Annotated in this window: 10 protein-coding genes; 3 read left to right on the top strand and 7 right to left on the bottom strand. The window is 59.5% G+C overall.

The window, feature by feature from the left end; translation table 11 throughout:
* The first annotated feature begins 214 nt into the window (after nt 1–214).
* From V6L81_RS08835 to V6L81_RS08825, 3 genes are read left to right on the top strand one after another with little or no spacing between them, the layout of a single operon-like run.
* Nucleotides 215–1,366, top strand: a complete 1,152-nt coding sequence (locus V6L81_RS08835) for an efflux RND transporter periplasmic adaptor subunit (RefSeq protein WP_095003011.1) — start codon at nt 215–217, stop codon at nt 1,364–1,366.
* 3 nt (nt 1,367–1,369) lie between these two features.
* Nucleotides 1,370–4,531 (top strand): efflux RND transporter permease subunit, encoded by a 3,162-nt coding sequence (locus V6L81_RS08830; protein ID WP_095003010.1) that lies wholly within the window; start codon nt 1,370–1,372, stop codon nt 4,529–4,531.
* The gene (locus V6L81_RS08825; protein ID WP_016779756.1) at nt 4,528–5,979 is read left to right on the top strand and encodes an AdeC/AdeK/OprM family multidrug efflux complex outer membrane factor; all 1,452 of its coding nucleotides are present in this window, start codon (nt 4,528–4,530) and stop codon (nt 5,977–5,979) included. Before V6L81_RS08830 ends, V6L81_RS08825 begins: the two co-directional genes overlap by 4 nt.
* Before the next feature lie 82 nt (nt 5,980–6,061).
* Here the strand turns inward: V6L81_RS08825 and pcaC are convergent, their stop codons facing one another.
* The 7 genes from pcaC to V6L81_RS08790 form a co-directional block, all read right to left on the bottom strand.
* Nucleotides 6,062–6,454, bottom strand: coding sequence for a 4-carboxymuconolactone decarboxylase (gene pcaC, locus V6L81_RS08820; RefSeq protein ID WP_095025909.1), 393 nt, complete (start codon nt 6,452–6,454; stop codon nt 6,062–6,064).
* A 10-nt stretch (nt 6,455–6,464) separates the two neighbouring features.
* Nucleotides 6,465–7,256: a 3-oxoadipate enol-lactonase gene (pcaD, locus tag V6L81_RS08815; RefSeq protein ID WP_271350325.1), complete on the bottom strand. Its 792-nt coding sequence runs from the start codon at nt 7,254–7,256 to the stop codon at nt 6,465–6,467.
* Between the two features lie 11 nt (nt 7,257–7,267).
* The gene (locus tag V6L81_RS08810) at nt 7,268–8,620 is read right to left on the bottom strand and encodes a 3-carboxy-cis,cis-muconate cycloisomerase (protein ID WP_095003007.1); all 1,353 of its coding nucleotides are present in this window, start codon (nt 8,618–8,620) and stop codon (nt 7,268–7,270) included.
* Nucleotides 8,621–8,666: 46 nt separating this feature from the next.
* A complete protein-coding gene (locus V6L81_RS08805) occupies nt 8,667–9,959 on the bottom strand; it encodes an MFS family transporter (protein WP_016779752.1) in 1,293 nt (430 codons plus the stop codon).
* Between the two features lie 134 nt (nt 9,960–10,093).
* Nucleotides 10,094–11,299, bottom strand: coding sequence for a 3-oxoadipyl-CoA thiolase (gene pcaF / locus V6L81_RS08800; protein ID WP_170943755.1), 1,206 nt, complete (start codon nt 11,297–11,299; stop codon nt 10,094–10,096).
* Nucleotides 11,296–12,078, bottom strand: coding sequence for a CoA-transferase subunit beta (locus V6L81_RS08795; RefSeq protein WP_169916892.1), 783 nt, complete (start codon nt 12,076–12,078; stop codon nt 11,296–11,298). Before V6L81_RS08795 ends, pcaF begins: the two co-directional genes overlap by 4 nt.
* Nucleotides 12,075–12,932, bottom strand: coding sequence for a CoA transferase subunit A (locus V6L81_RS08790; protein ID WP_088379144.1), 858 nt, complete (start codon nt 12,930–12,932; stop codon nt 12,075–12,077). Before V6L81_RS08790 ends, V6L81_RS08795 begins: the two co-directional genes overlap by 4 nt.
* Nucleotides 12,933–12,972: the final 40 nt, after the last annotated feature.

The raw sequence follows: 12,972 nt of genomic DNA, 5'->3' as shown, positions 1-12,972 counted from the left end.
GGACCAACATCGGGTGGCGCTTGTTATGCCTTATCCCGGTCTACTACACGCATGAAAAATGGCGCTGTAAGGCTTGGCGAGACAGCGTCCCACTATTTACAAACAGACACGAATGTAAGTATATTACTTAGCAAGCTATTTATCCACCCGGAACAGCTTTCTTTACCCTTCCACTATTCTTGTGCGCTTTCGCGTGCCTGACCCGAGGATCTTCATGCAATTCAAGCCAGCTGTTACCGCTCTGGTTGCTGCCATCGCCCTTGCTTCGCTGCTCAGCGGATGCAAAAAGGAAGAGGCAGCACCTGCCCCGCAAATCCCTCAGGTCGGCGTTGTCACGCTGAAAACCCAGCCATTTACCTTGACCACCGATCTGCCTGGCCGCACCGCGTCATATCGTTCGGCAGAAGTACGCCCGCAGGTAAACGGCATCATCCTCAAGCGCTTCTTTAAAGAAGGCAGTGACGTCAAGATCGGCCAGCAGCTCTATCAAATCGATCCGGCGATCTATGAAAGCGCCGTACTCAGCGCCCGCGCCACCCTGCAATCGGCAAAATCACTGGCTCAGCGCTACAAGCAACTGGTCGCCGAGCAAGCCGTAAGCCGTCAGGAATACGACAACGCCGAAGCCGCCCGCCTGGAAGCAGAAGCCGCGCTGAACACCGCCCAGGTTAACCTGCGCTACACCAAGGTGCTGGCGCCGCTGACCGGCCGCATCGGTCGCTCGCTGTACACCGAAGGTGCACTGGTCACCAGTGGCCAGGCCAATGCATTGGCCGTGATCACCCAACTGGACCCGATCTATGTTGACGTGACCCAGTCCTCGGTAGAAATGCTCGAACTGCGCCGTGACCTGGCCAGTGGCCGTTTGAAGAAGGCCGGTGAAAACGCCGCCAAGGTCAAGCTGACCCTGCCTGACGGCAGCGAGTACGGCCAGGAAGGTCGCCTTGAGTTCGCCGAAGTCTCGGTTGATGAAACCACCGGTTCCGTCACCCTGCGCGCAGTGTTCCCGAACCCTGACGAAACCCTGTTGCCGGGCATGTTTGTCCACGCGCAGCTGGAAGCAGGCATCGACAGCAATGCGATCCTGGCACCGCAAATCGGCGTGACCCACAACCTCAAGGGCCAACCGACTGCAATGATCGTTGGACCGGACAACAAGGTTGAGCTGCGTGTACTGCAAGCTTCGCGCACCGTTGGCAGCAACTGGCTGGTTGAGAAAGGCCTGAACCCTGGCGACCGTCTGATTACTGATGGCCTGCAATTCATCAAGCCTGGCATTGAAGTCAAGATCATGGACAAGCCACAAGGCGAAACCCCGGCATCTGCCCCGGCAACAGAAAAAGCTGCAGGCAGTAAAGGGGAATAAACCATGTCGAAATTTTTTATCGACCGTCCGATTTTCGCCTGGGTTATAGCCCTGGTGATCATGCTGGTCGGGGCTCTATCGATCCTGAAGTTGCCGATCAACCAGTACCCGAGCATTGCACCACCGGCCATTTCGATCTCCGTGACCTACCCGGGCGCTTCGGCGCAAACCGTGCAGGACACCGTGGTTCAGGTGATCGAGCAACAGCTCAACGGTATCGACCACCTGCGCTATGTGTCATCGGAAAGTAACTCCGACGGCAGCATGAGCATCACCGCCACATTCGAGCAAGGTACTGACCCTGACACCGCACAGGTCCAGGTACAGAACAAGCTCAACCTGGCGACCCCCCTGCTACCGCAAGAGGTACAGCAGCAAGGTATCCGTGTAACCAAGGCAGTGAAAAACTTCCTGATGGTTATTGGTGTGGTGTCTGAAAACGGCAGCATGAACAAGGACGACCTGTCCAACTACATCGTTTCCAACATGCAGGACCCGATCTCCCGTACCGAAGGTGTGGGCGACTTCCAGGTGTTCGGCGCCCAGTACGCCATGCGTATCTGGCTCGACCCGGTCAAGCTGAACAAATACAACCTGACTCCGGTGGATGTTAAATCGGCCATCAGCGCACAGAACGTTCAGGTGTCCTCCGGGCAACTGGGCGGCCTGCCTGCCGTCAAGGGTCAGGAGCTGAACGCGACCATCATCGGCAAAACCCGTCTGCAAACGGCTGAAGAGTTCAAAAAGATCCTGCTCAAGGTCAACACCGACGGCTCCCAGGTACGCCTGAGCGATGTCGCAGATGTTGCCCTGGGTGGTGAGAACTACAGCGTCAGCGCACAATTCAACGGCAAACCGGCATCGGGTATCGCGATTAAGCTGGCCCCGGGCTCCAACGCTCTGGACACGGCAAAGGCATTGCGTGAAACCATCAACGGCCTGGAACCCTTCTTCCCGGAAGGTATGAAAGTCGTTTACCCGTACGACACCACGCCTGTGGTTTCGGCATCGATCGAAGGTGTGGTGCACACCCTGGTCGAAGCGGTTGTACTGGTGTTCCTGGTGATGTTCCTGTTCCTGCAAAACTTCCGCGCCACCATCATCACCACGATGACAGTACCGGTTGTATTGCTGGGTACCTTCGGGATCCTGGCCGCTGCAGGCTTCAGCATCAACACCCTGACCATGTTCGGTATGGTACTGGCCATCGGCTTGCTGGTGGACGATGCGATCGTGGTGGTTGAAAACGTTGAGCGGGTCATGTCCGAAGAAGGACTGCCGCCCAAGGAAGCCACCAAGAAATCCATGGAGCAGATCCAGGGTGCCCTGGTAGGTATTGCGCTGGTGTTGTCGGCGGTATTGCTGCCGATGGCCTTCTTCAGCGGCTCCACGGGTGTGATCTATCGCCAGTTCTCGATCACTATCGTGTCGGCGATGGGCCTGTCGGTACTGGTTGCCCTGATCTTCACCCCGGCCCTGTGCGCCACCATGCTCAAGCCAATCCAGAAGGGTGATCACGGCGAGAACAAGCGCGGTTTCTTCGGCTGGTTCAACCGGACCTTCGACAATGGCGTGAAACGCTATGAAAAAGGTGTCGGCAGCATTCTGCGGCACAAGGCTCCGTACCTGCTGGCTTATGTGCTGATTGTGGTTGGCATGGTGTTCCTGTTTACCCGTATCCCTACCTCCTTCCTCCCGGAAGAAGACCAGGGCGTACTGTTTGCACAGGTTCAAACACCGGCAGGCACCACTGCAGAGCGCACCCAGCAAGTGATCGACCGGATGCGCGAATACCTGCTGGCCGATGAGTCGGACGCTGTGTCTTCGGTGTTTACCGTAAACGGCTTCAACTTCGCCGGCCGTGGCCAGAGCTCCGGCCTGGCGTTCATCATGCTCAAGCCGTGGGGCGAGCGCGATTCCGACAACAGTGTATTTGCACTGGCTGCACGGGCGCAGAAAGTGTTCTCCAGCTACCGCGATGCAATGGTGTTCGCTTTTGCCCCGCCTGCTGTAATGGAACTGGGTAACGCCACCGGTTTCGACGTGTACCTGCAAGACCGCTCCGGCATTGGCCACGAGAAACTGATGGCTGCACGCAATCAGTTCCTGGGGATGGCGGCTCAAAGCAAGATCCTGGCGGGCGTACGTCCGAACGGTCTGAACGATGAACCGCAATACAAGCTGCTGATCGACGATGAGGCCGCTCGCGCCCTGGGCCTGAGCATTTCGGACATCAACAACACCCTGTCCATTGGTCTCGGTGCCAGTTATGTCAACGACTTCATCGACCACGGTCGAGTCAAAAAGGTATTCCTGCAAGGCGAAGCTGACTCGCGGATGAACCCCGAAGACCTGAAGAAGTGGTACGTGCGTAACGATCAGGGAACCATGGTGCCATTCTCGGCCTTCGCCAAGGGCGAGTGGATCTACGGCCCACCCAAGCTGTCGCGTTACAACGGCGTAGAAGCGATGGAAATTCTCGGCGCTCCGGCTCCGGGCTATACCAGCGGTCAAGCCATGGCTGAGGTCGAAGCCCTGGCCAAGAAGTTGCCAGCGGGTGTAGGTATTTCCTGGACGGGGCTGTCTTACGAGGAACGTCTGTCAGGTTCGCAAGCGCCTGCCCTGTACGCTATTTCCTTGCTGATGGTATTCCTGTGCCTTGCAGCACTGTACGAAAGCTGGTCGATCCCGATTGCGGTGATGCTGGTCGTACCCCTGGGGATCATTGGTGCGCTTATGGCCACCAGCCTGCGCGGGTTGTCCAACGACGTGTACTTCCAGGTGGGCTTGCTTACGACCATCGGTCTGGCCTCGAAAAACGCCATTCTGATCGTCGAGTTTGCCAAGGAACTGCATGAGCAGGGACGAAGCCTGGTGGATGCCGCGATCGAGGCGTGCCGCATGCGTCTGCGTCCGATCATCATGACCTCCCTGGCCTTCGTACTGGGTGTGGTTCCACTGGCCATCTCCACGGGCGCAGGCTCGGGCAGCCAGCACGCTATTGGTACCGGTGTTATCGGTGGCATGATCACCGCCACCGTACTGGCCGTGTTCTGGGTACCGCTGTTCTTTGTGGCCGTATCGTCCATTGGCGGCGGCAAGAATAAAGATACGGAAAAGAAAGTGGATCTGACTAAAACTCCAAACCAAGAGGCTGGCCAATGAGCAAGTCGCTTCTCGCAGTAGCTGTTGCAGCGTTTACGCTCGGCGGCTGCTCGCTGATCCCCGACTACCAGCGCCCTGAAGCGCCGGTAGCGGCGCAATACCCGCAAGGCCCGGCCTACTCGCCAACCGAGGCGGCCAGCAAGGCCGCTGCGGAACAGGGCTGGCGTCAGTTTTTCCATGACCCGGCGCTGCAGCAGCTGATCCAGACGGCTCTGGTCAACAACCGCGACCTGCGCGTCGCGGCGTTGAACATCGACGCCTATGCCGCGCAGTACCGCATCCAGCGCGCCGATCTGTTCCCGGCGGTTTCGGCCTCTGGCAGCGGTAGCCGTCAACGTACTCCGGCCAACATGTCGCAAACCGGCGAGTCGAGCATCACCAGTTCTTATTCGGCGACCCTTGGGGTCAGTGCATACGAGCTGGACCTGTTCGGCCGGGTTCGCAGCCTGAGCGATCAGGCGTTGCAGAACTACTTTGCAACCGAAGAAGCCCGACGCAGCACCCAGATCAGTCTGGTGGCCAGCGTCGCCAATGCCTACCTGACCTGGCAGGCTGACAAAGAGCTGCTCAAGCTCACCGAAGACACCCTCAAGGCGTTCGATGAGAGCTACAAGCTCACTTTGCGCAGCAATGAAGTCGGTGTGGCCTCGGCCCTTGAAGTCAGCCAGTCGCGTACCTCGGTGGAAAACGCCAAGGTGCAGCTGGCCCGCTACACCCGTCAGGTGGCGCAAGATCAGAACAGCCTCGCGCTGTTGCTGGGCAGCACCATCCCGGACAACCTGCCGGCAGCCCAACCGCTGGCAGCCGACCTGTTGAGCGAAGTACCGGCTGGCTTGCCATCGGACTTGCTGCAACGTCGTCCGGACATCCTTGAAGCCGAGCACAAGTTGCTGGCCGCCAACGCCAACATCGGCGCGGCGCGGGCAGCGTTTTTCCCGAGCATCAGCCTCACGGCCAATGCCGGGACCTTGAGCCCTGACCTGTCGGGGCTGTTCAAGGGCGGCTCGGGCACCTGGTTGTTCTCACCGCAAATCAACTTGCCGATCTTTAACGCAGGGGCTTTGCGCGCCAGCCTGGACTACGCAAAAATCCAGAAAGAGATCACCGTTTCCCAGTACGAGAAAACAATCCAGACCGCCTTCCAGGAAGTTTCTGACGGTCTGGCAGCGCGTCAAACCTACAACCAGCAGTTGCAGGCGCAAACCGACTTCGTCAACGCCAACCAGGATTACTACCGTTTGGCCGAGCGTCGTTATCGGATTGGCATCGACAGCAACCTGACCTTCCTCGATGCCCAGCGCTCGTTGTTCAGCGCGCAGCAATCGTTGATCACCGACCGTCTTTCGCAGCTGACCAGTGAAGTCACGCTGTACAAGGCGCTGGGTGGCGGCTGGTACGAACAGACCGGGCAAAACCGCCCTGTTTCGGATCAGCCACCCAAGGCTTGATGCGTATCGGTTAAACAACAAACCCGCCTTATGGCGGGTTTGTTGTTTCAGGCTAGGGATGCAGATTGATCTGTAGCCGCTGTTACTCCCGCGACTCAACCCCCAATTCATCCCACACCGATTCAGCCAGATGAAACGTCGCATTGGCCGCCGGAATCCCGCAATAGATAGCACTCTGCATGATCACTTCCTTGATCTCGGCCCGGGTCACGCCATTGTTGGCCGCAGCGCGCAGATGCAGTTTCAGCTCTTCATTGCGGTTCATGCCGATCAGCATCGCGATGGTAATCAGGCTACGGGTATGGCGCGCCAACCCCGGACGAGTCCAGATATCACCCCAGGCGTGGCGGGTGATCATTTCCTGGAACTCGCTGTTGAACTCGGTCAGGGCATTGAGGCTGCGATCCACATGGGCATCACCCAGCACTGCGCGGCGTACTTGCATGCCCTCGTTGTAACGTTGTTTCTCGTCCACAAAAAACTCCTTAGCTTGCCTGCAAAAATTGCAGCACGCGCTGGCTGAAAGCATCGCCTGCCTGCACGTTGGACAGGTGCGCGGCGTAAAACTCGGCGTACTGCGCGCCACGCACATGTTCCTGAATGAAGTGGCTGCCCGCAGGCGGCGTGACGGCATCTTCAGTGCCCGCGATCACCAGCATGGGCACTTCGATTGCGCCCAACTGATCGCGAAAATCTGCATCACGCACAGCAGCACAATTGGCGACATAGCCCTGGGGCGAAGTGGCCGCCAGCATATCGGTGATGCGCTTGGCCTGCCCGGGATTGGCCTGGGCGAAGTCCGCGGTAAACCAGCGGGCAATGGAGGCATCACGCAACCCCGCCATCGCCGCAGCACCCTCACGCAAAACCATCTCGATGCGCGGATTCCAGACCGCAGGCTCGCCAATTTTGGCAGCCGTGTTGCACACCACCAGCTTGTGCAGCCGCGAACCGGCATGGATCCCCAGCCACTGGCCAATCAGTCCACCCATCGACAACCCGCAAAAATGCGCGCGCTCGATATGCAGCGCATCCAGCAGCGCCAAAACATCTCCGCCCAGTTGTTCAATGCTATACGGTCCTTCGGTCACCAACGACTGGCCATGACCCCGGGTGTCGTAGCGCAATACCTGGAAGTGCTCGGCGAACGCCGCAATCTGCGTGTCCCACATCCCCAGATCAGTGCCCAGGGAATTGGACAGCACCAGCACCGGTGCACCTTGCGGGCCGTCCAGGCGGTAGTTGAGTTCACCTTCAGCGAGTTGTACACGTCCCACGAGTTTCTCCTTTAGAGGACCAACGCAAAATGTTCAGCCCGCGCACGTTCGACCCACGTCGTCGCCTGACCAAGGTAATGGGCCGGATCGAGCAGGCGATCCAGTTCCTGCGCGCTGAGGTGCGCGGTGATTTGCGGCTCTTCGCCCAGCACCCCACGTAAATGGCGCTTTTCGGCCACCGCCCGCTTGCAACACTGCTCCAGCAGATGATGCGCGGTTTCGCGCCCTACCCGCTGCGCCAGCACAATGCTTACTGCTTCAGCCAGCACCAGCCCGTGGGTCAGATCGAGGTTGCGCGCCATGCGCTCACTGTCCACTTCCAGCCCACGGGCAATATTCAACGCCTGTACCAGCGCGCCGGACACCACGCAACAAATCTCGGGGAGGGTTTCCCATTCGGCATGCCATAAACCCAGGCTGCGCTCGTGCTCCTGAGGCATGGCGCTGAACAAAATGCTCAGCAGGCCCGGCACCCGCGTTGCGGCACCGATCAATACCGCAGACCCAACCGGGTTGCGCTTGTGCGGCATGGTCGACGAGCCGCCCTTGCCCGGTGCCGACGGCTCGAACACTTCCGCCGCCTCGGTCTGCATCAGCAGGCTGATATCCCGACCGATTTTGCCCAGGCCACCGGCGATCAGGCCCAGAACTGCGGCAAATTCCACCAGACGATCACGCTGGGTATGCCAGGGTTGCTCAGGCAGACTCAGGCCCAGTTCATCAGCCAACGCCTGTGCCACCGGCATGGCCTGATCGCCAAGGGCTGCCAGGGTGCCGGAAGCACCGCCAAACTGCAGGCACAGTAAACGCGGTTTGAGCTCGTGCAGACGCTGGCGGCTACGGGTCACGGCCCCCAGCCAGCTGGCGATTTTCATGCCCAAGGTCACCGGAGTAGCCTGCTGCAGCCAGGTGCGCCCGGCCAAAGGCGTCGTGGCATAGCGCTGGGCCTGCGCGGCGAGCACATCCGCCAGCTGCGTCATGTCACGCTCGATCAAATCCAGAGCGGCGCGCAATTGCAGGACCAGACCGCTGTCCATCACGTCCTGGCTGGTGGCACCCAAATGCACATAACGTTCCGCTTCGGGCGCGCTGCTGGCAATCTGTTTGCCCAGGGCCTTGACCAGCGGGATCGCCGAATTGCCGGCACTGGCGATCGCCAGGCCCAGCGCTTCAAAATCGTAGAGTTGTGCGCGACAGGCCGCGGTAATCGGTGCAAGCGCAGAGTGAGGAATCACCCCGACCCGGGCTTGTGCCCGGGCCAGCGCCGCTTCGACGTCGAGCATGGCCTGTACCCGGCCATGATCGCAAAACACTTGCTTCATGGCCTCGGCGGTAAAGTACGCATCGAACAGCTGATCACTCATAAACCTTCCTTAGAAAGCGCGCGCCACAGCCGGGCGCGCGGGCACATCACAAATCGTGGTGCAGGTACTTGGGCTGCTTGGGCAAACGGAAGCTGAACAGGAACGCGATGGCCATCATCACCGTCACATACCAGTAGAAGCTGTTTTCCATGCCCATGGACTTGAGGCCCAGTGCCACGTATTCCGCAGAACCACCAAAGATGGCGTTAGCCACGGCATAGGCCAGGCCAACACCCAGCGCCCGTACCTGCGGCGGGAACATCTCGGCTTTGACCAGGCCGCTGATCGAGGTGTAGAAGCTGACAATCGCCAGCGCCAGGGTAATCAGGACAAAGGCCAGGAAGGGACTGCTGATGGTTTTCAGGGTCAACAGGATCGGCACGGTACACAGCGTACCCAGCGCACCAAACCAGAGCATGTTGTTACGCCGGCCGATCTTGTCCGCCAGCATGCCGAACAGCGGCTGCATGCACATATAAAGGAACAGCGCCCCGGTCATGATGTAACTGGCGGTCTTGGCGTGCATACCGGCGGTGTTGACCAGGTATTTCTGCATGTAGGTGGTAAAGGTGTAGAAAATCAGCGAGCCGCCTGCGGTGTAACCCAGCACGGTAATAAACGCCGCTTTATGGTCACGGAACAACGCCCTAACACTACCGGCGTCCTTGTCCTGGCGGGTTTCGGCGCTGGTGGTTTCTTTCAGGGTGCGACGCAGCAACAACGAAATCAGCGCCGCAATGGCTCCGATCACAAAGGGGATGCGCCAGCCCCAGGCCCGCAGTTCGTCTTCTGACAGAAACTGCTGAAGAATCACCACCACCAGCACCGCCAGCAGTTGCCCGCCGATCAGCGTTACATACTGGAAGGAAGCAAAGAAGCCGCGCTGGCCCTTGAGTGCCACTTCACTCATATAGGTCGCAGTGGTGCCGTATTCACCCCCTACCGACAGGCCCTGGAACAGCCGTGCCATCAGCAACAAGGCCGGGGCCCAGGCGCCGATCGAGGCATAGGTCGGCAAGAAGGCAATAACCAGTGAGCCGGCGCACATCATCAGCACCGAGATCATCATGGAATTCTTTCGCCCGTGCTTGTCAGCCACCCGGCCAAACAGCCAGCCACCTATGGGGCGCATCAAAAAACCCGCCGCAAACACACCGGCCGTGTTCAGCAACTGCACCGTAGGGTCATCGGAGGGGAAGAAAGCGGGAGCGAAGTAGATCGCACAGAAGGCGTAAACGTAAAAGTCGAACCATTCGACCAGGTTGCCGGAGGATGCACCGACAATCGCAAAAATCCTTTTTTTGCGCTCCTCTCCTGTGTAGTGAGTTGCTGTTGTCATCTTTATTTACTCATCAGGTTTTAGTTGCAATCAGACACACATTGCAACATCTCGCGCCATCACCGCAATAAGCCGAACGACTGAGGCCGTGGGAGCGAGCGGGCTCGCTCCCACAGAGGCAGTATTGAGCGCTATCAGACCCGTTCAATAGCCAATGCCAGACCCTGCCCAACGCCCACGCACATGGTCGCCAGGCCTTTCTTGCCACCGGTTTTTTCCAGCTGATGCAAGGCGGTCATGACGATGCGAGCACCGCTCATGCCCAGGGGGTGACCCAGGGCAATTGCCCCGCCATTGGGGTTTACCTGCGGCGCATCGTCAGCCAGGCCCAGCTCGCGTAAAACGGCCAGGCCCTGGCTGGCGAAGGCTTCGTTGAGTTCGATCACGTCAAAATCACTCACCGCCAACCCCAGGCGCTCCACCAGCTTACGCACCGCCGGTACCGGGCCAATGCCCATTACACGGGGCGCAACACCGGCGCTGGCCATGCCCAGAACCCGACCGCGAGCGGTAAGGCCATGGCGTTTGACCGCCTCGGCCGATGCCAGGATCATCGCCGCGGCGCCATCGTTGACCCCCGAGGCATTGCCCGCAGTGACGGTCTTGTCCGGGCCGTTGACCGGCTTGAGTTTGCCCAGGGTTTCCAGGCTGGTATCGGCACGCGGATGCTCGTCGTGCTCAACCACCGTCTCACCTTTTTTATGGGCAATACGCACCGGCACGATTTCTTCGGCAAAGTAGCCTGCGGCCTGGGCAGCAGCAGTCCGTTGCTGGCTGCGCAGGGCGAAAGCGTCCTGATCGGCGCGGGAAATCTTGTACTCGTCGGCCACGTTGTCCGCCGTCTGTGGCATCGGGTCGACACCGTATTGGGCTTTCATCAGCGGGTTGATAAAGCGCCAGCCAATGGTGGTGTCCTCCAGTTTCATGTTGCGCGAGAACGCGGCATCGGCCTTGCCCATCACAAACGGCGCCCGCGACATGGACTCGACGCCACCGGCAATCGCCAGCTCCATCTCGCCGCTGGCAATGGCGCGGAACGCCGTGCCGATGGCATCCATACCCGAGGCACACAGGCGGTTGAGGGTCACGCCGGGAATGGTGTCCGACAGCCCGGCCAGCAACGCGGCCATGCGCGCCACGTTGCGGTTGTCTTCACCGGCCTGGTTGGCGCAGCCGAAAAAAACTTCGTCGACTTCGTTCCAGTTCACATTCGGGTTGCGTTCGATCAGCGCCTTGATCGGCGCTGCCGCCAGATCATCGGCGCGCATGCCTGCCAGGCCACCGCCAAAACGGCCGATAGGGGTACGAATCGCGTCACAGATAAAGACTTCGCGCATCATGCTTCTCCCGGAGCCTGACCGTGGGCCAGTGCGGTGCGCGCTTCCAGGTCACGCAAGGCGCTGAGTTCGACGTCGGTCGGGGCCGCTGTTTGCGCCACATTATCGGCAAAGCGAATGGCCCAGCCGGTGGCAGCAATGACTTGCTCGCGGGTCACGCCCGGATGCAGGGCAGTGACCACAAATTCGTTGGTCTGTTCTTCAGGTTCCATGGTGCACAGATCGGTAATGATGCCCACCGGCCCGGCACCCGGGAGGCCCAGACGCTTGCGCGAGTCGCCGCCTTCACCGTGGCCCACCGAGGTGATGAAGTCCAGTTTGTCGACAAAAGAGCGGGCCGACTGCTTGAGGATGATCAGCACGCTTTTCGCCGAACCGGCGATTTCCGGCGCGCCACCGGCACCTGGCAGGCGAACTTTTGGCTGGTGGTAGTCACCGACCACTGTGGTGTTGATATTGCCGAAACGGTCGACCTGGGCTGCGCCCAAAAAGCCGACATCGACCCGACCGCCCTGCAGCCAGTAACGGAAGATTTCACTGGTGGAGACTACGGTGTCAGCCGTTTCGGCCAGTTCACCGTCACCAATCGACAGCGGCAACACATCAGGCTTGGCCCCAATCGGGCCGGACTCGTAGATCAGCACCACATCCGGAGACGAGGTCAGACGCGCCAGGTTAGCCGCCTTGGAAGGCAAGCCAATGCCGACAAAACACACCGAACCGTTTTTCAAACGGCGGGCCGCCGCAACGGTCATCATTTCATTGGTGGTGTAGGTCATTATTTAGCCTCCGAAGCGCGGGCCAGCTTGGCCTGGAACTCACTGAAATTCGCAGTGCCGTGGATGTATTCATTGATCCAGGCAGTAAAGGTCTCACGGTCGCGGGCAATCGGGTCCCACGCTTGATAGAAACGGTTATCGCGCTCGGTATAACCATGAGCGTAGGAAGGGTGCGCCCCACCCGGCACATGACACACTGCGCTCAAGGCCCAGGTTGGCAGGACGCAGGCATTCATTGGCGCTTGCAGGTCGTCGACGATTTCTTCAACGGTGACGATGCAGCGCTTGGCCGCCAGGGCCGCTTCTTTCTGCACCCCCAGGATGCCCCACAGCAGCACGTTGCCCTTGCGGTCGGCCTTTTGCGCGTGAATCACCGTGACATCCGGGCGCACCGCCGGTACTGCGGCCAGTACTTCGCCAGTAAACGGGCAAGTGACGGTCTTGATCAGCGGGTTGACCTTGGGTAAATCAGACCCTGCGTATGCACGCAGCACCGCAAATGGCAGGCCCGAGGCACCCGCAACGTAGGCATTGGCCAGGTCGGCGTGGCTGTGCTCTTCGATTTCCAGCGGCTGTGGCCACTGTTTCTCGACGGCATCGCGCAAACGGTGCAGGGAACCAACGCCAGGGTTGCCACCCCAGGAAAAGATCAACTTTCGTGCACAACCGGCACCGATCAACTGGTCGTACACCAGATCAGGCGTCATCCGCACCAGAGTCAGGTCTTTCTTGCCCTGACGGATGATTTCATGACCCGCTGCAGTCGGGATCAGGTGGGTGAAACCTTCAAGGGCAACGGTGTCACCATCGCTCACAAATTGTTTCACCGCGTCGTGTAACGAAATGATGTCTGCCATCTGGGGTAGCTCCCGTTTTTTGTAGGCCACTGCGGTTGAA

This window comes from Pseudomonas bubulae, assembly GCF_037023725.1.
Classification (GTDB): domain Bacteria; phylum Pseudomonadota; class Gammaproteobacteria; order Pseudomonadales; family Pseudomonadaceae; genus Aquipseudomonas; species Aquipseudomonas bubulae.
Note: the sequence above shows the minus strand (reverse complement) of the source record. Positions and strands in the feature narration are given on the sequence as shown.

What these genes read in the sequence shown, in the direction of transcription:
- V6L81_RS08825 (WP_016779756.1), top strand. Translation starts at nt 4,528, where the DNA reads ATGAGCAAGTCGCTTCTCGCAGTAGCTGTTGCAGCGTTTACGCTCGGC.
- V6L81_RS08810 (WP_095003007.1), bottom strand. Translation starts at nt 8,620, where the DNA reads ATGAGTGATCAGCTGTTCGATGCGTACTTTACCGCCGAGGCCATGAAG.
- V6L81_RS08790 (WP_088379144.1), bottom strand. Translation starts at nt 12,932, where the DNA reads ATGGCAGACATCATTTCGTTACACGACGCGGTGAAACAATTTGTGAGC.
- V6L81_RS08830 (WP_095003010.1), top strand. Translation starts at nt 1,370, where the DNA reads ATGTCGAAATTTTTTATCGACCGTCCGATTTTCGCCTGGGTTATAGCC.
- V6L81_RS08835 (WP_095003011.1), top strand. Translation starts at nt 215, where the DNA reads ATGCAATTCAAGCCAGCTGTTACCGCTCTGGTTGCTGCCATCGCCCTT.
- V6L81_RS08805 (WP_016779752.1), bottom strand. Translation starts at nt 9,959, where the DNA reads ATGACAACAGCAACTCACTACACAGGAGAGGAGCGCAAAAAAAGGATT.
- pcaF (WP_170943755.1), bottom strand. Translation starts at nt 11,299, where the DNA reads ATGATGCGCGAAGTCTTTATCTGTGACGCGATTCGTACCCCTATCGGC.